Source organism: Cypionkella sinensis, from assembly GCF_042646385.1.
GTDB classification, from domain to species: Bacteria; Pseudomonadota; Alphaproteobacteria; order Rhodobacterales; family Rhodobacteraceae; genus Cypionkella; species Cypionkella sinensis.
This window is the reverse complement of sequence record NZ_JBHRTO010000001.1, coordinates 2,337,789-2,357,958: the sequence shown is the minus strand read 5'-3', so window position 1 is coordinate 2,357,958 and position 20,170 is coordinate 2,337,789. Positions and strand designations below refer to the sequence as shown.

Here is a 20,170-nt window from a genome sequence, read left to right as displayed (position 1 = left end):
CATGCGGGCATTGGTCACGGGGGCAGGCAAGCGGCTGGGGCGTGAGATGGCGCTGTATCTGGCGCGGCGCGGCTATGACGTGGCCGTGCATTACGCCGCTTCGCGCAAAGAGGCCGAGGCGGTGGTGAAAGAGATCACCGCACTGGGCCGCAAGGCCGTCGCCCTGCGGGGCGATCTGCTGATCGAAAGCCAAGTGGAAAAGCTGGTGCCGATGGCGGTGCAGGGGCTTGGCGGCCCGCTGACAGTGCTGATCAACAATGCCTCGATCTTTGAGCATGACACGGTGGCGACGGCGACGCGCAAAAGCTGGGATCGCCATATGGAAAGCAACCTGCGTGCGCCCTTCGTGCTGACGCAGGCTTTCGCCGCGCAAGTGCCCGCGCCAAGGCTGGACGATCATGGCGAACCTGTCGCGTCTGGCATGGTGCTGAACATGATCGACCAGCGGGTGTTGAAACTGACGCCCGAGTTCATGTCCTATACGCTGGCGAAGATGGGGCTCTGGGCACTGACGCGGACGGCGGCACAGGGCTTGGCACCGAATGTGCGGGTGAATGCCATCGGGCCGGGGCCGACGCTGCAAGGCGCGCGGCAAAGTGACGAAAGCTTTGTTACCCAGCGCGGCGCTACCGTGTTGCAACGTGGTGCCAATCCTGCCGATATCACCGCTGCCCTTGGGTTCTTTCTCGATTCTGCTGCCGTGACAGGACAAATGATCTGTGTAGATGGCGGACAGCATCTGGGCTGGAAAACCCCCGATGTGTTGGATTTCGATTAGGCGGAATCCAGCCTCTCGCAAAAGTTGTCCACTTTTTGGATTTGCTTCACAGAGCCGTTACAAAAAGTCGTGACTTATCAGGGATTTGTCTGATGTTAAGAAATGTTTATATTAATATCAAAGACTTATTATTTCGCCCAAAAAATAGGCAATTCAACGAACGGGGCCAAAAACAAGGGAAATTTCCGGCTTCTGAAATCTTCTCCGCAAGGTTATCCACAGAAAGCGGGGATAGCTTTGCTCTTGTCGCGGGGGCGATATCGTTGCAGCTACAACAGAGAATCGACTAATCCCGAAAGTGTGTTTGCGCATGAGCGATGGCGGTCTGACAGGGCATGATCTGATCCAGGATTATCTGAAAACGCTGGATGGTAGCCCCGGCGTTTACCGGATGCTGAACGCGGCATCCGAGGTGCTTTATGTCGGTAAAGCACGCAATTTGCGGGCACGGGTGTCGAATTATGCGCGGCCTTCGGGGCATTCGGGGCGCATCGCGCGGATGATTTCGGAAACCGTGTCGATGATGTTTCTGACCACGCGGACAGAGACCGAGGCGCTGCTGTTAGAGCAGAATCTGATCAAGCAGCTAAAGCCGCGCTACAACGTGCTGCTGCGGGATGACAAATCCTTCCCGAACATCCTGATCAGCACTGAACACCCGTTTCCGCAGTTGAAAAAGCATCGTGGCAAGCGAAGTGAGAAGGGCAGCTATTTCGGCCCCTTCGCCAGCGCCGGGGCGGTCAATCGCACGCTCAATCAGTTGCAAAAGGTCTTCCTGCTGCGCAACTGCTCCGATTCGATGTTCGACAGCCGCACCCGGCCTTGCCTGCAATATCAGATCAAACGCTGCGCCGCGCCCTGCACTGGCAAGATTGATCAGGCGGGCTATGCCACCTTGGTGGCCGATGCCGAGCGGTTCTTGCAGGGCAAGACAACCACCGTGCAGGCCAACCTGGCGGCTGAGATGAACATCGCCTCGGAAGCGATGGAGTTTGAGCGGGCAGCGGCGCTGCGCGATCGAATCAAGGCGCTTACTCAGGTGCAGCAAAGCCAAGGAATCAACCCGGCAGGCGTGGCCGAGGCGGATGTGGTGGCGCTGCATCTGGAAAACGGCCAAGCATGTGTGCAGGTGTTCTTCATCCGCGCCAATCAAAGTTGGGGCAACCGCGACTTTTACCCCCGCACCGGCGCGGGCGCGGATGAGGCCGAGATTCTGGAGGCTTTCCTGGCGCAATTCTATGACGACAAGGAACCACCCCGCTTGATCCTGCTGTCGCATGGCGTCGAGAACGAGGATCTGCTGGTCGATTTGCTGTCGGAACGGGCGGGGCGCAAGGTGGAACTGGCGGTGCCGCAGCGCGGGGAGAAAGCGGAGCTGGTGGAAAATGCGGTGCGCAACGCCCGCGAAAGTCTGGCGCGCAAGATGTCGGAAAGCTCGACCCAGAACAAACTGCTGGCCGGGTTGGCCGAGGCGTTTGATCTGGATGCCCCGCCGCAGCGGATCGAGGTCTACGATAACGCCCATATTCAGGGCAGCGATGCGGTGGGCGGCATGATCGTCGCGGGGGCCGAGGGATTCCTGAAATCACAGTATCGGAAGTTCAACATCAAATCGGATGCGGGCAAGAATTCCGATGATTTCGGCATGATGCGCGAGGTGATGACGCGGCGGTTTGAGCGGCTGTTGAAGGAAGACCCGGAGAGGACTTCGGGTGCTTGGCCGGATTTGCTGCTGATTGACGGTGGCGCGGGGCAGGTTTCGGCGGTCGGAGGGATTCTGGCCGAGTTGGGCGTGGATGATATCGCGATGGTGGGGGTCGCGAAGGGGATCGACCGCGACGCGGGCAAGGAAGAATTCTACCGCACGGGAATGCCGGTGATGGCGCTGCAGCGCAACGATCCAGTGCTGTATTTCATTCAAAGGCTACGCGATGAGGCGCACCGCTGGGCGAATGGGGCGCATCGGGCCAAGCGGGCCAAGCAGATTTCAGTCACTCCGCTTGATGATATTCCCGGGGTCGGGGCGGTGCGGAAACGGGCCTTGCTGGCGCATTTCGGCTCGGCCAAGGCGGTGTCTCGGGCAGGGATTTCCGACCTGATGGCGGTGCCGGGTGTATCCGAGGCGATGGCCCGCACGATCAGCGACTTTTTCAGCGCCCGCGGATAGTATCCACGCGTGGACAAAATAGGTTAGTGTGCAAAACCAATGGTTTGACTATTTTCTGTTTACCACTTTTTAACTTTTGCGCAGGGTGGTTTGGGGGCCGCATGAGGGCAATCTCACACTAAATGTGAGTTGGATTGTGGGTTTGAGGGACGGGGCTGAAGGAGAGATTGCCATACCTGGCAGACCTTGCCGTTGGGCAGCGATCTTGGGGAACCTTTGGTGAAGCTTGGCACATTCAGAAAATCCATTATTCTGCTTCCAATCGAATGTCATCTGGAGGGCGACGTGATCAAGGCAATGCACCATATCCAGCTTGCGATGCCAAAGGGTGGCGAAGATCAGGCGCGGAGGATCTACATTGAAGCCTTGGGTTTCAAGGAGGTCGATAAACCTTCAATCCTTCAGGGTAGGGGCGGCGTCTGGTTCAGCCAAGCAGGAGTCGAAGTCCACCTTTGAATTGAGCATCCTTTTACCCCACGCGAAGAAAGCTCATCCCACTTTTGAGGTTGTTGCACTTCAACAAACTGTCCAACGCCTTGCTGGCATGGACCTTGAATATCGTCGCGATGTTGATCTGCCAACCATACGCCGGATCTACGTTGATGACCCGTTAGGAAACCGAAACAAACTTCTAGAGGCCGCCCTCTGGTGCATCTTCGCCGAAGTCCAGAGCGCAGGCCGTCAGCGCCGGAAAATCCGACAGCAGCAGGTTTGACACGGTTTGCTGATTGAGCGGGCCGCCGGTGACGCCGATGTCGTCCACCTCAACCTACAGCTAGGTCAGATGGCGGTGGCGGACGGGTGATGACAGGGTGAAATGGCCGTGCAGGTGCAACTCGGTCAGCGCCGGGGCGAATTGGAAGATCGGGGAAATCTCGCCCAGGCTGCCGAACAGGCGGTGGCAGTTGAACAGCATCTCCATATCGCCTAGCCCCAGCCGTTTGAGCATAGGCAGGCTTGCGCCGTGCAGGGTGGCGACGGCTTGGGTCATGTCATAGCCCGCCGCGCGGTGCTTGGCGTAATCATGCGAGGTGCCGATCACCAGATGCTCGAGGTGGCGCGCGCAGGCTGGTGGCAAAGGCGCGGATCAGATCGGCTTGCAGCGGGGCATCGAGAAAGCTGATCGAAGCAGTTGTGGCGGGAACGGCTTGCAGCGGCGTCAGGCGATATGCGGGATCGGGGCCAAGTCCAATGCACAGGGTTTGTTCCGCCATCGCGCAGCGGTGCAGACCATCAGCGTTGAGGGCATTGGCAAAGCGATCAAGGCGAGGCCAGTCTAGGCGCGTGGTGGCGCGTATCCGACCGGTGTTGGGGTTTCAGCATGGTATATACAGAAAGCGGCAGATCACGCGGCTTTCGCGGGCGGTTTCTCTTGTATCTCGTGAAACTTTGGCCGCGCTGCCGCCGACATGCTGCACGGGTGCCGCTTTCAACCCCGCGTCACGTGCATTCTTGCACAGAGGTGTTGGCGCAAACAAGTGTGGTTTCTGTCTGGAAAGTGGCTAAACTTTATAGTTCAGATTTCTGTAGAAGGACGCAACACGATGAGTGCCTCGATTTTTGATCCGATTTTGATGGGGTCGCACAAGTTGCAGAACCGCATCGTGATGAACCCGATGACCCGTTGCCGCGCGGATGTGTCAGCGGTACCGACCCCGATCATGGCGACCTATTATGGCCACCGTGCCACAGCAGGGCTGATCGTGACAGAAGGCACGGCGCCTAGCCCGAATGGTCGCGGCTATGCCCGCACGCCGGGGCTGTGGAGCGATGCTCAGGTGGCCGCTTGGAAACCCGTGACGGCGGCGGCCCATGCCAAGGGCGCGCAGATTTTCGCGCAGATCATGCACACCGGGCGGGTCAGCCATCCGGGCAACATGCCGGCGGGGGCAAAGATCGTCGCACCCTCGGCGATCGCTTTGGCGGGGCAGATGTATACCGATGCCGAGGGGATGCAGGACTATCCGGTGCCGCAGGAAATGACCGAGGCGGATATTCAGCAGGCCAAGGCTGAATTCGTGACGGCGGCTAAGAATGCGATTGCGGCAGGCTTTGACGGGGTCGAGCTGCACTCGGCCAATGGCTATCTGCTGGAGCAGTTCCTGTCGCCCGATACCAACAAACGCAGCGATGGCTGGGGTGGGACGGTGGCCAAGCGGTCGCGGTTCGTGCTGGAGGTTGCGCAAGAGGTTGTCGCCGCGATTGGTGGCGACAAGGTGGGCATACGGATCTCGCCCTATGGCACCGCTTCGGGTATGGCGGCTTATGCTGAGGTGGACGAGACCTATCTGGCGCTCGTGGCGGCTTTGGACAAGATCGGCTTGGTCTACGTGCATCTGGTCGATCATGCTGCGATGGGCAATCCGGCGATCCCGGCGGAGTTTCGGGCGAAACTGCGGGCAGCCTGGCCGCGGACTTTCATTCTGGGCGGAAGCCTTGATGCGGCTTCTGGGCAGGCGGCGGTGGATAGCCGTGCGGCGGATCTGGTCGGCTTTGGCCGGGCATTCATTGCAAACCCCGATTTGGTCGCGCGGATGAAGGCGGGGGCAGAGTTGAATGCGCCGGATTTCTCGACCTTCTACACGCCCGGCGAAAAGGGTTACACCGACTATCCCAGCTTGGCGTGATCAACCTTGATGAGGTGGAGAAAGCCGTGCTTTTGCGCGGCTTTTTTCATGGTCCCAACTCGGGACCATTTTGGCGTCTTTGATTTCAGAGGGTTACGAGGACGAAGTTACACATTATTAACACTTTCGCAGAATCGGGATGGTTTGGCGGTCATTTTATTTCTGTGCATAGATGCGCAGGATCGGTGCGATTCCTGTAATTGTGCAGATAGGGGAAAGGGCGCATCTAAGGGGCATAGAATTCCTCCTCCTCTTGATAGGGACCCTGAGAATGACCAATATCCTGCGTGTTGAATCTTCGATCAAACCGGCTGGCGCGGTGTCGCGTCGGTTGACCGACCGGATTATGGAGCGTGTGCTGGCTGCCAATCCTGGGGCCAATGTTGTGACCCGTGATCTGTCGGCTGGCGTGCCGGCGATTGATGGTGCTTGGCTTGGCGCGGTGTTCACGCCCGCTGAAGCCCGCAACGAAGACCAGAAAGCCACCGCTGCCTATGCAGATGCTTTGCTGGCCGAAGTCAAAGCCGCTGACCTTTTGGTTATCGCGCTGCCGGTTTACAACTTTGGTGTGCCGTCCCAGTTGAAATCCTGGTTCGACCAACTGGCCCGCAAGGGTGAGACCTTCAACTATTCGGAAGCTGGTCCGGAAGGGCTGCTGAAAGGCAAGCGCGCGATCGTGGCCTATACTTCGGACGGCACCAAAATTGGCTCGGAGATCGACTTTGCTTCGGGCTATGTGCGCCATATGCTTGGCTTCTTCGGCATCACCGACGTGCAGTTTGCTGCGGCTGATGCAATGGCTTACGGGCCGGAAGCCGCGATTGCCAAAGGCGAAGCAGAAGTGGATGCTTTGGCGGCCTGAGGTTTGCCTGGCTGGCCCCCGGAGGGTTTCACACCCTCCGGACCAGCCGTGGAGTATTTGGGCCAATGTGAAGGCGAATTTTAGTCAAATTCTACGAAAAGGCCCTGCGGTTTGCAGGGCTTTTTTGTTGATGCGCATTGGCTGCAATGGCTCGCTAATCAAAGCAAAACGGGGAAAGCGCAAGCTTTCCCCGTTTCAAATCTGATATGATGGGCGACGTTACGCCGCCCAAAATGGCTTATGCCAGAGCCAGGTTCACTGCCGACTCGCGGCCGTCACGGCCTGCTTCGATGTCGAAGGTGACAGCTTGGCCGTCATTCAGTTGACGGATGCCAGCGCGTTCCATTGCGGAAATGTGCACGAACACGTCTTTGTTGCCGTTTGCCGGGGCGATGAAGCCGAAGCCTTTGGTGGCGTTGAACCATTTCACGGTGCCGTTGGCCATCGTGTGTCTCCTAGTTTTGGTGTGCCATCCGCGGAATGCGATGACGTGGCTCAGTCGTAGCAATCGAGAACTGAGGCCTAGAGAGGAGACAGATGTTCGATAGATAGCGTTTCGCCCCCCCTACATGCGCCATTTTGGCTGGCAAAACAAGGGGGCAGCAAAAAGAATCAGGTTAGAACAGATCAAGCAGGCGGTTGAGGTAGCTGCGTTCCTGATCGCTGCGTGATTGATCGGCAGAGCGTTTGCGAATCTGGTCGAGCAGTTCCTGCGCGCGTTTGAACACGTCTTTGTTCTCGGCCAGATTGCCATCCGAGCCGATGTGCAGGCCGTTGTCGCGGCCCAAAGGATCGCGTGGGCCGCCGGATTGCGGGTCTTCGGTTTTCTGGGTGCCATCAGGTGAGGCGCCCTGCTGATTGTTCTGTTCGGCAATGGCATCGCCGAAATCGCGCATGCCTTCGCGCATCTTGTCCATCGCCTCGGCCTGTTTGTCCAAGGCGCCGGGCAGATCGCCGTCCTTAAGGGCGTCTTCGGCGTCTTTCATCGCCTGTTCCGCATCGTTGAGCGCCTGTTTGCCGGCCTCACCCTTTTCGTTGCCTTGCCCGGGGAGTTTGCCACCCTCGCGCAGGTCTTTCAGCCGTTCGCGCAACTCCTGCTGGCGCTCGGACAGGGTCTTGCCGTCTTTGCCGGGGCTTTCCTGACCATCTTGCAGATCGCGGAAGCTGTCGTCCGACAGGCCTTGCTGGCCGCGCAGCGTTTCGCCAAGATCTTTCATCGCCTGCTTGCCGGGGCTGCCCTTGCCGCTTTGGCCATCGCCCTGCTGAACCTTCATGTTGTTCAGAAGCTCTTGCAGTTGCTTCATCAATTCAGCGGCTTCGGCGGTTTTGCCTTCTTCCATCAGCTTTTGCAGCTTATCCAGCATTTGCTGAATCTGATCTTGGGTGATGGTCGGGCCTTTTTGCTGCGGCGAGGTTTCGTCATTCGGGTCGGGTGGATTTTTCTTGGCTTCTTCGGCCATGTAATCGTCCAAGGCGTCGCGCATCTCATCCATCAGTTTCTGGATTTCCTCGGGCGAGGCACCTTTGCGAATGGCTTCGGCTAGGCGTTCTTGCGCGCGCATCATGCGGGCTTTGGCGTCGTTCAGCTTGCCATCTTCGATCATCAGCGAGATCTCCCAAAGCTCTTTGGCGATCTCGTCGCGGGCTTTGGGGGTGAGGCTTGTGGCCTCGGTGTCCAGCCGTTTGATCACGGCTTTCAGGCGATTGTAGGCCTTGTCATCTGCAAAGATGTCGCCGGGTTGGTTGCTGACGGCTTTCAGGATTTCCAGCGCGGTGGGGGCATTGGCACGGGACCACAGGATATCGCGGCGCATCTCGATCAGCGCATCGGCGAGCGGATCGAAGAAGCGTTTGCCGGGGAGGATCACATGCACGGGCGCGGTGGTGCCGCTGTTGCCTGCGGCGTCGGTGACGGCATAGGTGATGGTCACGGGCAGGTTCGACAGCACCGATTCCGACAGATCGCCGACGAGGGTGGCCTTGATATCAGCGCGGCTGCCTTTGAACGGCAGCGGCAGGTCGAGGGTGACGGGGGCGATGGATTCGGGGTCGGTCTTCAGGCCGTAGAAGCGGGGGACGGTGGCGAGGTCCAGCGCGATGGTGACTTCGCCTTTGGTGACGCCGTAATCATCGGTTGCGGTGAACTTTTGCTTGAAGCGGCCCTGCGCATCGCGGGAAATCTCAGTGGCGGGGGTGATGGTGGGGGCGCGGTCGGGAGTGGCGATGATGCGCCATGTGCGGCCTGCGGCACCCTCAATGGCGAGTTTGCCCGAGGTGGTGACGGTGAAATCCTGCGTCGGCTGGCTGGCTGGCGGCGCGTCGGTGCGGCCCGAGACGGTTTCCGAGACGATCAGCGCGCCGGGTTCGCCGTAAAGCCGGATTTGCAGTTTGGTGCCCACGGGCAGGGTCAGCGCATCGGCGGTCTGGTCGTTGAGGTAAAGCGCGGGTTTGCCGGTATAGGCGGGGGGTTGAGCCCAGCCTTCCCATGCCGGGCCGGCGGCGGCATTGGCCGTGCCGCCGGGGGTGAGGCCTGCGACAGAGGTGACGCGCCAGATCGAGCCGAACAGCAGCGCCATCACCAGCGCGGTAAGCGCGACGTAGCGCAGCGCGAAGGGATCGCGTGACGCCAGTTCCAGATCGGGTTGCACGGGTTTGGCGGCGCTGGCGCGGGCGGCCATGCGGGCGCGGTGGGCGGCCCAGACCGCTTTGGAAGCTTCATCGGTGATGCCGATGGCTTGGGTGTCGCGCAGCGCGGCAATGGGTTGGCCGGGCAGTTTGCTGTCCAGCCGGATCAGGGCGTCAATGCGGGTCGGGCGACGGAAGCTGCGGAAGCCGTGGACGATGCCCCAGATCAGACCCAGCACGGCGGCGACCATGCCGAACCATGCGATCTCGATTGGCAGGCTGTCTTGCAGGCCGAAGGCGGTGGCGGCAAGGCTGGTGATGGCGATGGTCCAGAACGGCCAGAAGGCGCGGGTGATGCGTTCAGCCCAAAGCCCCGCAAGCGTTATCCGCAGCGGGGTTTCGATCCGTTTCAAGGCTTGGGCTTCGGTGTTCTCGGTCATCGGCCTTTCACAGTTTCAAAGCCATAGGGGGATGGTATCGCGGTTCAGCATGTCTTCATAGCTGGGCCGCGCGCGAATGACGGCGAATTGATCATCTTTCACCAGCACTTCGGGGATCAGGGGCCGGGTGTTGTATTCCGAGGCCATCACCGCGCCATAAGCCCCTGCCGAGCGGAAGGCGATCAGGTCATCTTCTTGCAAGGGTGCCAGCGGGCGGGCCTTGGCGAAAGTGTCGCCAGTTTCGCAGACCGGGCCGACCACATCATAGGCATGAGCCTCGGTCGCGGCTTTGGCCTCGACCACCGGGATGATGTCGTGATGCGCGCCATACATCGAGGGGCGGACAAGATCGTTCATCGCGGCATCGACGATCAGGAAATCGCTGATCTCGCCGGATTTTACATAGATGACTTTCGACACCAGCAGGCCGGAATTGCCCGAGATCAGGCGACCGGGTTCAATTTCGATTTCGCAGCCCAGATCGCCCACGGTGCGTTTGATCAGCGCACCGTAGTCGTGCGGCAAAGGCGGGGCAGAGTTGGAGCGTTCATAGGGGATGCCCAAGCCGCCGCCCAGATCAAGGCGGCTGATGGTATGGCCTTCGCTGCGCAGGCGTAGGGTCAGGTCGGCGACCTTTTTGTAAGCCTGTTCAAAGGGTTCGAGTTCGGTCAACTGGCTGCCGATATGCACGTCAATGCCGATGACCGCCAAACCGGGCAGTTTCGCGGCCTCGGCATAAACCTCAGAGGCGCGGCTGATCGGGATGCCGAACTTGTTGTCTTTCTTGCCGGTCGCGATTTTCTCATGCGTACGGGCGTCTATATCTGGGTTGACGCGGATGGTGATCGGGGCGGTGGTGCCCATTGCGGCGGCCACTTCGGAAAGCGCGCGCAGTTCGGGTTCGGATTCGACGTTGAACTGGCGGATGCCATGTTCAAGTGCAAAGCGCATTTCTTCGCGGGTCTTGCCAACACCGGAAAACACGATGCGGCTGCCGGGAACGCCTGCGGCCAGAGCGCGGCGATATTCGCCGCCCGACACCACATCCATGCCTGCGCCGAGATCGCCCAGCAGTTTGAGGACGGCAAGGTTGGACAGAGATTTGATCGCAAAGCAGACGAGATGCGGGAGGGGCGAGAGCGCCTCGGTAAACAGGGTGTAGTGCCGGGTGAGGGTGGCGCTGGAATAGACGTAGAACGGCGTGCCGACTTGCGCGGCAATGTCAGCCACGGCCACATCTTCAGCATGAAGCGTGCCGTCGCGATAAAGGAAATGGTCCATTGATGCCTCACCTGAGCTTTGATGCAGACTTAGGCGAGAATGAAGGAAAGAGCCAGAGTTGGAACTATGAATGGGCGGTTTCGATGCGGGGCGCGGCAGGGGTTTTGGTCTTGTGCGCACGGCTTGGCGATATTTTAGCAGCTGACTTGGGGCATACCGAACCGAAAGAAAACTCTGCGGGGCAGAGTTTTCCGGTTCGTTGTTCATAAGGCTGGAAGCCGTTGAACAAGGGGCGTCGGGCAGCAAGCCGACATCTCCGAAATCGGGGCGCGCCTGACTGGCGGGCGCGAAAAGCGCCTGCCGGGGGCAGGCCCCTTACAGCGATTGCAAGCAATCGCTTACCGGGCAATGAGGCGCGGCCCGATTTGTCACGGGACAAATCGGGCAAGAGCGTCAACCCGACGGCACCTTATCGATGGGGCGGCTCGCCCTGCCTTACGGCGTTTCACCCATGGTCACTCCGGCGCGGGCGTCGCCCGACAGGGTCACGCCCGAGGCTGCCGGGGCGGTGGGTTTGCCGTCGGCACCGCAGGCGGCAAGCAGGGCGAGGGCGATCAGGGGGAGGAATTTCATATTCGGTCCTTTATGGGGAATAGCTGATGCGGCCGCCACCGGGGATGGCGCCGGAAATCACCGGGCGGATGGTGGCGCCATGCGGGCCGATGCCGATACCTGCGCCCAACTGCGGGTCGGAACAGGCGGCCAGCAGCAGGCTGGCTTGAAGTAGCAAGATCGGCAGCAGGCGCATGATGCTCTCGGGCGTTTTGGGCAAAGTGGCCTAGCCGAGAATGGTTTTCCAGCGGGCGACTTGCTCGGCCACGCGCGTGGGCGAGGTTCCGCCGTAGGATGTCCGCGAGCGCACCGAGTTTTCGACGCCCAAGACCGAATAGACCTCTTGCGTGATGCCATCGTGGACGGATTTCATCTCGGTCATCGATAGATCCGGCAGATCGCAGGCTTTGGATTCCGCCAAGGCCACAAGGGTGCCGGTGACGTGATGCGCCTCGCGGAACGGCAGGTTCAGCGCGCGCACCAGCCAATCGGCAAGATCGGTGGCGGTGGAGAAACCGCTGGCTGCGGATTGGGCAAGGACTTCGCGGTTGGCAGACATATCGCCAACCATGCCTGTCATCGCGGCAAGGGCGAGCATCAGGGTGTCGGCTGCATCGAACACCTGCTCTTTATCTTCCTGCATGTCCTTGGAATAGGTCAGCGCGAGGCCCTTCATGATGGTGAACAAAGCCACGGTTGCCCCAAGGATGCGGCCCAGTTTGGCGCGCAGAAGCTCGGCTGCGTCGGGGTTTTTCTTTTGCGGCATGATACTGCTGCCGGTGGTCCATTTGTCCGACAGTTTGACGAAACGGAATTGCGCCGAGGACCAGATCACCAGTTCTTCGGCGAAACGCGACAGATGCATGGCGCAGATGCTGGAGGCAGACAGGAATTCCAACGCGAAATCGCGGTCGGAGACGGAATCGAGGCTGTTGGCGGTGGGGCGGTCGAAGCCGAGCGCCTTGGCGGTCATGTGGCGGTCGATGGGGAAGGATGTGCCGGCGAGTGCCGCAGCGCCCAGCGGGCATTCGTTCATGCGACGGCGGGCGTCTTCAAAGCGGGATTTATCGCGGGCGAGCATCTCGACATAGGCGAGCATATGGTGGCCCCATGTCACCGGCTGAGCGGTTTGCAGATGGGTGAAGCCGGGCATCACCCAATCGGCCCCCGCCTCGGCTTGCGCCAGAAAGGCCTTCATCAGCGCTGTCAGGCCAGAAATCGCAGCGTCGCATTGGTCGCGAACCCAGAGGCGGAAATCGACTGCGACTTGATCGTTGCGCGAACGGGCGGTGTGCAGGCGGCCTGCTGCGGGGCCTACCAGATCCTTCAGGCGGGATTCGACGTTCATGTGAATGTCTTCAAGTGCCGTCGAGAACGCGAAATTCCCGGCTTCGATCTCTGACAACACCGTGAGCAGGCCTTCCCCGATCGCCTCGGCATCGGTAGAAGTCAGGATGCCGGTGGCGGCCAGCATGGCGGCATGGGCGCGGCTGCCCGCAATGTCTTGCGCGTAAAGCCGCTGGTCAAAGCCGATCGAGGCGTTGATCGCGGTCATGATCGCGTCGGGGCCAGAGGCAAAGCGGCCGCCCCACATCTGGTTGGCGGAAGTGTTTGGGGAATTGGTCATGGAAGGGCCTTCGACATGATGCGCAAGATGCTGTTGGCGGTTCTTTATACGGCCTTTGCCTGTGGTGCAAATATCGGGTTGGCACAGGCTGGCAGCGTGGATGGCTTGCTGACAGGCGATATGAAAAAGCTGGCGCTGGTGGAGCCTGTCGCGGTGCCGGCTGCAGTGCTGCTGGACGGCGAGGGGCAGGAAAGCGGGCTGGATCAGTATCGCGGCAAGTGGATGGTGCTGAACTTCTGGGCGACATGGTGCGCGCCCTGCCGCAAGGAAATGCCTGCGCTGCAACGGCTGGCCGATGCGATGCCCGAGATTGCGGTTGTGCCAGTGGCGACGGGGCGCAATGATGTGGGCCAGATCGTGAAGTTTTATGGCGAGGCGGGCGTGACCTCGTTGCCGGTGCTGCGCGATCCGAAATCCGGGCTGGCGCATCAGATGGGGGTGCTGGGGCTGCCCGTAACGCTGATCGTCAACCCCGAGGGGCAGGAAGTGGCGCGGCTGATTGGCGATGCTGCTTGGGATTCAGCCGAGGCGCAGGCGGTCTTGAAGGCGATGATGGCGGAGTGAGCGGCGGGTGTTCTGCGTTGTGGTGAGTTGGGCCGCGTTGAACGCTCCGCGGGGGATATTTACGGTGTTATGTAGCAAGCGCACCAAGCATTGGTTGAGTCTTGTCCGCAACAATAGCCGCAGAATGGGTCAACATGCCGCGATTAGGCATGTATCTACGGCCATAAATGATTATCTGCGTGGGAGAGGTGCCGATATGAAGCGTGTTCACACAACCGTTAAGTATGATGGGCCAGCACTGGCCGATAAGTCTATGGACGTGGCACATCTGGCACCCGCACTTCTTGCGCTCAGCGATCTTGTGAAAGAGGCAAACAGGTATGCTAATGGCGACCGTGCCGCCGCCCGCATTTATGTCAACGCTGATATAGAGCAGAAGTGCTTTGAACTCGATGTATCGGTGGCCCTTACAATTTGGGAACAGGCCAAGCTGCTCTTGGCTGATGACAATGTTAGGTCCGCGAAAGACCTTTTTGAGTGGATTGGTATCGCTGGGGGCGGGTTTGGTCTTTTTCAGCTAATCAAGTGGCTCAAAGGCAAGACAGTTTCCAATGTTGTCGTGCTGCGGGTGAAAGACGGCGACAACTTGGTGGAGATCACGGTTGAAGGCGACGAAAAGCCCAAGCAGGTCGCGCAGGCAGTCTATGAACTTTACGCAAACGTGACCACTCGTCATAAGGCGCTAGCCGTCTTAGCGCCATTGCGCGAGGATGGTTACGACAGCTTGGAGTTTTATGAGAAAGAGGGCGTTTTTGTTCACTTCCATGAGGAAGATGTTCCAGCATCGGACGGGAGCGATCTGCCTGAGGTAATCCCACAAAACGTTCACATCTCAACCATCAGGACGGGCGTTAAGATCAGGCGCGCAGTTTACGAGGGTCGGGCAAAGTGGACGGTAATGTATCAGCGCGCACGCGAAGCATCATTCGATGGGCTGGCACTGTCGTGGCTTGACGCTTTCCAGAGGGGAGACGTTCAAGCCCCGCCAGGTAGCTATCTAGATGTCGATCTTGAAGAAAATTACGTTACCAATGATCTTGGTGAGATAGTTGGTGAGGCAACTTTTAAGATTGTCAGAGTTCATGGTGTACATAAACGACATGAGCAGCCTAGGCTAGATTTCAAAGACGAAGACTAAAACCGAAGTTCATGCACTCCTATAGCGCTTAGGCAATGCAGCAAGAAGGCCGCCGTGAATTTTCCACGTGCTAACTTGTTGCGAATATTCACTTCTTTGTCGTCAATCATATCTGCAAGCTGCGCATAGGTCACGCCTTTGCGCTTCAATTCTGACTTTAACATATTGGCTGCGAACACTTCCCAATCTGTCTTTTCTATCATGTATCACCCTTAGCAGTAAAAGTATCGTATACGTTACTTATGCCCTTGCGCGCGATACGTCAACGCACTATATACGTTACATAAGTAACGAAAGTAGTGCATCATGGCCCAACACTTCCTCCTTTCTGCAGCCGCTCGCACCCTGAGCCTGCGCACCATCTACAAAGATGGTGAGGAAGCCGCATACGCCAAGTTCTGCGAAATGCGCTGGCCGGAAACCAATGGCGATGCGATCTGCCCTGACTGCGGTTGCTGCGAAACCTACAAGATCACCACCCGCCGCAAGTTCAAATGCAAGGCTTGCAGCCGCCAATTCTCGGTCACGTCTGGCACCATCTTTGCATCGCGCAAGATGGCTTTCGTTGATTTGCTGGCCGCGATCTGCATTACTGTGAACGCCGCCAAAGGCGTCTCAATGGTGCAGCTTTCGCGGGATCTGGACTGCCAATATAAAACCGCCTTCGTGCTGGCCCACAAGCTGCGCGAAGCGATGGCAAGCGAAGTGCAGACTGGCGCAATGCTTCAAGGTCACATTGAAATCGACGGCGCTTACTTCGGCGGTCATATCCGCCCCGAGAACCATAAGGCAGACCGCAAGGACCGTCGCCTGAAAGAACACCAGAACGGACGCCGCCGCGTTGTCGTGGTGATGCGTGAGCGTCATGGCCGCACCCTGCCAATCGTCACCATGTCCGAAGCTGATGGCGTCGTGCTGGCCAATGAGAACGTGGACCGCATGGCAACCATGTCAGCCGACGAAGCAAGCCACTGGGACATGCTGCACAACGGCTGGAATGTTGATCGCGTGAACCACAGCGAAGTTTACAGCGACCACGGCAAGCACACCAACTGGGCAGAAAGCTACTTCTCGCGCCTGCGCCGCATGGTTGTCGGTCAACACCACCATGTCAGCCCGCAATACCTGCACCAGTATGCAAACCAAGCCGCATGGCTTGAAGATAACCGCCGCAAGGACAACGGCGCGCTGGCCTTCGGTCTGGTGCAAAACGCGATGGGCTGTCCCGTCAGCCGCGCTTGGAAGGGCTACTGGCAGAAAGTGGCTTAGCCTGTGACAAAACGCCAGTTGACCTAGACCACGGCTTGATTCATAAGTAGGCCACAGCACCCCGGTAGACTTGTCTGCCGCCAGCCGTGGGCGTGAAAACGCTCACGGCATTTTTGTTTGTGAGAACATCATGGTTAACGTTGCCTGCTACATTGATGGCTTCAATATGTATCATTCGATTGATGAGGGGAACCGAGCATCGGGATACCTTAAGGGGCATCTAAAGTGGGTTGACCTTTACGCCCTCATGAAAAGATTTACAGACCCGGCAATCCACACAGTCCAGCAGGTGAAATTCTTCACGGCCTATCCTGTCTGGAATCCCGCAAAACTATCACGCCATCAAAATTATGTAGCAGCCTTGCGGCACACAGGCGTCACTATAGTTGAAGGGAAGTTCAAAACTAAGGACAGTTACTGTAAAAACTGCCGAACTACTTATCAGGGCCGAGAAGAAAAAGAATCTGACGTCAACATAGCTATGCATCTGATTAATGATGCGCATTGCGGTGTTTTTGACCAAGCGTTCTTAGTGACCAACGACTCAGACTTGCTTGGGCCAGTTCGAATGCTCAGAAATACAATCCCTGACAAGAAAATCAAAGTCATTGCACCGCCTTTTCGTCGCCACAGCAAGGAACTATGGGCGGCGGCAAATGGTCGCGCTAAGATTGGCGAAGCGCATCTGCTCGCATGCTTGCTGCCAATAGAAGCATTCGACGGGGCCGGGAATGTGATATTCCGCCGTCCTAACGAATATGCCATTCCTGTCTAGATAAGCCTCCACCTAGCCCCATCCCTGCCAACTAACCCCGCCGATTCCATACGCGCCAAAGCCGCATAAACGCGCCGCATGGCCTGTGCGTAGGTAACGCTAGGCTCGCGGCCCGATACATAGACAGCAACGTCTCTGCCCCTCATAGGACCGCCCCGCAGCCCTTCGGTGATCAATCGCCGCAATTCCCTACGCCTGAACATGTTCGCGGCTCTAGGCGTCGCTACACGATGGCCGCTTGGATCAATCCCCCGCGAACGCAAGAGCGCTTCAACGTGTGGCAAACCATCAAGACCGCCGCGCACGATCTGGCGGCGAAGGGTGAGCAATGCGCTGTCTATCGTCTTATCTAACATGCAGCCAAGTTAGCTGATCAAGCTCGCGAGGGATTCACTTTTGTTGGTGCGTTTGCTACATAAGGCCGGATATTTAAGCAGAGAGGATGACCGAAACGCCGGGTTCATCCTCTGCGCCTAAATATCCCCGCCGGAGGCTCTTGGTTTTAGCGGTGCCTTGCGTTTCAGGCTGTGGTGCAGGTGTTTGAGCAGGGCATGCTGGATCATGCCGCCGATCAGGCTGGCGGACGAGATCAGCAGGCCGACCAGCCCCGCGCCCAAGGCCCATGCGGTTTCGGAAAAGCGCAAGGTGGCGCGGAACAGGCGGGCTTTGCCCAAGACTTCGGCGCGACCGACGAGCTTCGGGCCAAGCGCCTCGGCAGCATTGGCGAGGCGGCGGGCGTCGGCGGCATCATCGACCATCGGCAGCAGGTGCAGGGCTGTGGTGGCATCGGTGGCCGCGTTCAGGCGTTGCAGGTCGGTCAGGGTGTTGGTCAGCGGCAGGAAGGCCTCGGTACGGATGGCGGCGGTCAAATCGTCAACCGAGCGGACGGCAGGCAGGCTGGCCCAGTTTATGCCGGTGCGGGCGGCATCGACGGCCATTTCCACCAGACGCGGCGATAGGCGGCCCATCTTGCGGGCGAGTTTGGCAAGGCTTGCGCCTGCCTTGACCACGCCGCTGGAACCGCCCGAGGCGAGGATGGCGGCGGTGGCCCCCAACCCCACCACCGACAGGGCAAGGTCGATTTGATCCACCGGGTCGCCACTGGCATAGGCGACACCGGCGCGGGTGACGCCGAGCAGATCGCCGACCGGCGTCAGGGCGATGGGGGCTTGGCAGACCATCACTTCGGTCAGGGCACATTGCGCCGGATCATAGGCGCAGGCGGCGCAGGACGTGACGGTGGCGTAGGTGCTGTGATCTTCTTCGCGCGCGGCTTGCACGGCGGCGTTCAGCGCGGAAGGGATCGCGATCTTGCGTTCATAGGCAAGGTCCACTAGCGCATCGAGGGCAAGCCAGTTGCGCGGCTCTTCCGCCAGACGGTTGGCGATATGCGCGGCGAGGGTTTCGGGGGTGGCGGCGGTGATCAGCATCCGCTCGGTCGTGGCGGCGATCTGGTCTTTGGTCGCCTCGACAAACGGGGCGATCAGCGGATCTGCGGCGATGCGGGCGGCGGTGAGGGTGGTTCCGGCAAGCGAGCCTGCCAGAACCAGAAGCAAAATCAGGCGGGCGATCCCGCGCACGCGCTATACCTGACGCGAGCGGATCATGCCGATGATGTCATAGACCTGATCGACGATGGGCCGCGCGATGGCGTCGGCGCGGGTAGCACCTTCGCCCAGGATGCGGTCGATTTCGGCGGGGTCTTGCATCAATTGGCTCATCTTGGTGGTGATCGGCGAGAGTTTCGCCACCGCCAGATCGGCCAGTGCCGGCTTGAAGGTGCCAAACTGCGCGCCTGCATAGTCGCGGATCACCGCTTCGGGCGTTATATCTGCCAGCGCCGCATAGACATTGATCAGGTTGCGCGCGTCGGGGCGGTCTTTCAGGCCGTCGAGATCGCTGGGCAAGGGCTCGCTATCGGTTTTGGCCTTGCGAAACTTTTGCGCGATCTTGTCGGCGTCATCGGTCAGGTTGATGCGCGACTGATCCGAGGGATCGGATTTCGACATCTTCTTGGTGCCATCGCGCAAAGACATAACGCGGGTGGCGGCGCCTTCGATCACGGGTTCGGTGATCGGGAAGAAGTTGACCTTGTAATCGTTATTGAACTTCATCGCGATGTCGCGGGTCAGTTCCAGATGCTGTTTCTGATCTTCGCCCACCGGAACATGCGTGGCTTTATAGGCCAGAATATCGGCGGCCATCAACGATGGATAAGCAAACAGGCCGAGTGAGACGTTTTCGGAGTTCTTGCCGGCCTTGTCCTTGAACTGGGTCATCCGGCTCATCCAACCCATGCGGGCGACGCAGTTGAAGATCCAGCCAAGCTCGGCATGGGCGGTGACTTGAGATTGGTTGAACAGGATCGAGCGCGCAGGGTCGATGCCTGCGGCGATGAAGCCAGCGGCGGCCTCGCGTGTTTGTTGGCGCAGCTTTATGGGGTCTTGCCAGGTAGTGATCGCGTGCATGTCGACAAGGCAATACACGGTCTCGATGCCTTCATCCTGCTTTTGCACAAAGCGTTTCAGGGCACCAAGGTAATTACCAAGGGTCAATCCGCCCGAGGGCTGGATGCCGGAAAAGATCCGGGTCGGGAAAGTCTGAGGCGTTTGGACCGGCTCGGACATGGGGTTCTCCATCTGGAAATTGCTGCCGGATCGGCTTAACGAAGGGGGAAGGGGGCGTCAATCAGCGGCGGCCCAAGTGGGGTGCGATGCAGGATGATGTGAAAGACGGGCCGATTGCCCCGATCAATCCGCTGCCGGTGGTGGTGTGGCTGCTGGTGCTGCCGATGATCGGGCTCGAGATCTTGTTCAGTCTGGCCGATGCCGGGGTGATTGGCGGGCCGCAGGCGGTGGGCTGGCGGGTGGCGGCGATCGAAGGCTACGGGGTGTTCCCCGAATTCTGGCGGCAGAATTGGGCTGCGGGGGCGGTGGATATGCCGCTGCTGCGACGGTTTTTCAGCTTTGCCTTCATCCATGGCTCGATGACGCAGGCGCTTTTTGGCATCGCGATGACAATGGCTTTGGGCAAATTCGTCGGAGAGGTGTTCAAGGGATGGGCGTTGGCCTTGGTATTCCTAGGCTCCGGCGCTATCGGCGCGGTGGTATATGCCTTTGCGGTGCCAAACGTGCCGCTGTTTGGCGCTTATCCGGGGGTTTATGGGCTGATCGGTGCGTTTTCGTTCCTGATCTGGGTGAAGCTGGCTGGAACTGGGTTGAACCAGTTGCGCGCGTTCAGTTTGATTGGTGCGTTGTTGGTGTTTCGCGCGCTGTTCGGCGTGTTCTTCACGCTGGCACCGATGGTGATGCCAAGCATGGGCGCGACTGGTGAGGATTGGTCTTGGGTGGCCGACTTGCCCGCTTTTGCCGTGGGGTTCGTGCTGTCGTTCGTGGTCAGCCCCGGTGGGTTTGCACGCGTGCGTGCGCGGGTGCGCGAATGGGGGAATTAAGCGGCGGTGACAGG

Annotated in this window: 22 protein-coding genes; 10 read left to right on the top strand and 12 right to left on the bottom strand. The window is 59.2% G+C overall.

Annotated features, from left to right (window positions below; all coding sequences use genetic code 11):
* The first annotated feature begins 1 nt into the window (after position 1).
* The 3 genes from ACFOGH_RS11860 (at position 2) to ACFOGH_RS11850 (ending at position 3,401) form a co-directional block, all read left to right on the top strand.
* Positions 2-778, top strand: coding sequence for an SDR family oxidoreductase (locus ACFOGH_RS11860; protein ID WP_380073276.1), 777 nt, complete (start codon positions 2-4; stop codon positions 776-778).
* 310 nt (positions 779-1,088) lie between these two features.
* Entirely contained in the window at positions 1,089-2,945 is a 1,857-nt protein-coding gene (gene uvrC / locus ACFOGH_RS11855; protein ID WP_380073275.1) for an excinuclease ABC subunit UvrC, read from the top strand.
* 186 nt (positions 2,946-3,131) lie between these two features.
* Positions 3,132-3,401 carry a hypothetical protein gene (locus ACFOGH_RS11850; protein WP_380073274.1) on the top strand — a complete coding sequence of 90 codons (270 nt, stop codon included), beginning with the start codon at positions 3,132-3,134 and terminating at the stop codon, positions 3,399-3,401.
* 175 nt (positions 3,402-3,576) lie between these two features.
* Here the strand turns inward: ACFOGH_RS11850 and ACFOGH_RS11845 are convergent, their stop codons facing one another.
* From ACFOGH_RS11845 to ACFOGH_RS11835, 3 genes are read right to left on the bottom strand one after another with little or no spacing between them, the layout of a single operon-like run.
* Entirely contained in the window at positions 3,577-3,708 is a 132-nt protein-coding gene (locus tag ACFOGH_RS11845; protein ID WP_380073273.1) for a hypothetical protein, read from the bottom strand.
* 12 nt (positions 3,709-3,720) lie between these two features.
* On the bottom strand, positions 3,721-3,987 hold the full coding sequence (locus ACFOGH_RS11840) for a hypothetical protein (RefSeq protein ID WP_380073271.1): 267 nt from the start codon (positions 3,985-3,987) through the stop codon (positions 3,721-3,723).
* Positions 3,968-4,159 (bottom strand): hypothetical protein, encoded by a 192-nt coding sequence (locus tag ACFOGH_RS11835; protein WP_380073270.1) that lies wholly within the window; start codon positions 4,157-4,159, stop codon positions 3,968-3,970. Before ACFOGH_RS11835 ends, ACFOGH_RS11840 begins: the two co-directional genes overlap by 20 nt.
* 330 nt (positions 4,160-4,489) lie before the next feature.
* Between ACFOGH_RS11835 and ACFOGH_RS11830 the strand changes: the two genes are divergently transcribed.
* Together ACFOGH_RS11830 and ACFOGH_RS11825 are read left to right on the top strand one after the other, a co-directional pair.
* Positions 4,490-5,572 carry an alkene reductase gene (locus tag ACFOGH_RS11830; protein WP_380073269.1) on the top strand — a complete coding sequence of 361 codons (1,083 nt, stop codon included), beginning with the start codon at positions 4,490-4,492 and terminating at the stop codon, positions 5,570-5,572.
* A gap of 271 nt (positions 5,573-5,843) precedes the next feature.
* Entirely contained in the window at positions 5,844-6,434 is a 591-nt protein-coding gene (locus tag ACFOGH_RS11825; protein ID WP_380073268.1) for an FMN-dependent NADH-azoreductase, read from the top strand.
* Positions 6,435-6,672: 238 nt separating this feature from the next.
* On the opposite strand, the gene ACFOGH_RS11820 is transcribed toward ACFOGH_RS11825, so the two are convergent.
* The 6 genes from ACFOGH_RS11820 to argH all read right to left on the bottom strand — a co-directional run bounded on the left by ACFOGH_RS11820 (position 6,673) and on the right by argH (position 12,959).
* The gene (locus tag ACFOGH_RS11820) at positions 6,673-6,879 is read right to left on the bottom strand and encodes a cold-shock protein (protein ID WP_380073267.1); all 207 of its coding nucleotides are present in this window, start codon (positions 6,877-6,879) and stop codon (positions 6,673-6,675) included.
* A gap of 172 nt (positions 6,880-7,051) precedes the next feature.
* Positions 7,052-9,499, bottom strand: coding sequence for a DUF4175 domain-containing protein (locus ACFOGH_RS11815; RefSeq protein ID WP_380073266.1), 2,448 nt, complete (start codon positions 9,497-9,499; stop codon positions 7,052-7,054).
* A 15-nt stretch (positions 9,500-9,514) separates the two neighbouring features.
* Positions 9,515-10,780, bottom strand: a complete 1,266-nt coding sequence (gene lysA / locus ACFOGH_RS11810; RefSeq protein ID WP_380073265.1) for a diaminopimelate decarboxylase — start codon at positions 10,778-10,780, stop codon at positions 9,515-9,517.
* A 435-nt stretch (positions 10,781-11,215) separates the two neighbouring features.
* Positions 11,216-11,353: a hypothetical protein gene (locus ACFOGH_RS11805; protein ID WP_380073264.1), complete on the bottom strand. Its 138-nt coding sequence runs from the start codon at positions 11,351-11,353 to the stop codon at positions 11,216-11,218.
* A 10-nt stretch (positions 11,354-11,363) separates the two neighbouring features.
* On the bottom strand, positions 11,364-11,528 hold the full coding sequence (locus tag ACFOGH_RS11800; RefSeq protein ID WP_380073263.1) for a hypothetical protein: 165 nt from the start codon (positions 11,526-11,528) through the stop codon (positions 11,364-11,366).
* Between the two features lie 30 nt (positions 11,529-11,558).
* Positions 11,559-12,959: an argininosuccinate lyase gene (argH, locus tag ACFOGH_RS11795; protein WP_380073262.1), complete on the bottom strand. Its 1,401-nt coding sequence runs from the start codon at positions 12,957-12,959 to the stop codon at positions 11,559-11,561.
* A gap of 18 nt (positions 12,960-12,977) precedes the next feature.
* Here argH and ACFOGH_RS11790 point away from each other — a divergent pair, with 18 nt between their 5' ends.
* Complete coding sequence (locus ACFOGH_RS11790; RefSeq protein WP_380074000.1) at positions 12,978-13,523, top strand: TlpA family protein disulfide reductase; 546 nt, start codon at positions 12,978-12,980, stop codon at positions 13,521-13,523.
* Positions 13,524-13,719: 196 nt separating this feature from the next.
* Entirely contained in the window at positions 13,720-14,661 is a 942-nt protein-coding gene (locus tag ACFOGH_RS11785; RefSeq protein WP_380073261.1) for a hypothetical protein, read from the top strand.
* On the opposite strand, the gene ACFOGH_RS11780 is transcribed toward ACFOGH_RS11785, so the two are convergent.
* On the bottom strand, positions 14,658-14,864 hold the full coding sequence (locus tag ACFOGH_RS11780; protein ID WP_380073260.1) for a DUF6471 domain-containing protein: 207 nt from the start codon (positions 14,862-14,864) through the stop codon (positions 14,658-14,660). The two genes, ACFOGH_RS11785 and ACFOGH_RS11780, sit on opposite strands and share 4 nt — an antisense overlap.
* 103 nt (positions 14,865-14,967) lie before the next feature.
* Here ACFOGH_RS11780 and ACFOGH_RS11775 point away from each other — a divergent pair, with 103 nt between their 5' ends.
* Together ACFOGH_RS11775 and ACFOGH_RS11770 are read left to right on the top strand one after the other, a co-directional pair.
* Positions 14,968-15,930, top strand: coding sequence for an IS1595 family transposase (locus ACFOGH_RS11775; protein WP_380073259.1), 963 nt, complete (start codon positions 14,968-14,970; stop codon positions 15,928-15,930).
* A gap of 70 nt (positions 15,931-16,000) precedes the next feature.
* Positions 16,001-16,705 (top strand): NYN domain-containing protein, encoded by a 705-nt coding sequence (locus tag ACFOGH_RS11770; protein WP_380073258.1) that lies wholly within the window; start codon positions 16,001-16,003, stop codon positions 16,703-16,705.
* A gap of 473 nt (positions 16,706-17,178) precedes the next feature.
* Here ACFOGH_RS11770 and ACFOGH_RS11765 read toward each other — a convergent pair whose 3' ends face one another.
* Positions 17,179-18,285, bottom strand: a complete 1,107-nt coding sequence (locus ACFOGH_RS11765; protein ID WP_380073257.1) for a hypothetical protein — start codon at positions 18,283-18,285, stop codon at positions 17,179-17,181.
* Between the two features lie 3 nt (positions 18,286-18,288).
* Positions 18,289-19,332 (bottom strand): tryptophan--tRNA ligase, encoded by a 1,044-nt coding sequence (trpS, locus tag ACFOGH_RS11760; RefSeq protein WP_380073256.1) that lies wholly within the window; start codon positions 19,330-19,332, stop codon positions 18,289-18,291.
* Positions 19,333-19,418: 86 nt separating this feature from the next.
* On the opposite strand from trpS, the gene ACFOGH_RS11755 reads away from it, so the two are divergent.
* Entirely contained in the window at positions 19,419-20,156 is a 738-nt protein-coding gene (locus tag ACFOGH_RS11755) for a rhomboid family intramembrane serine protease (protein ID WP_380073255.1), read from the top strand.
* Positions 20,157-20,170: the final 14 nt, after the last annotated feature.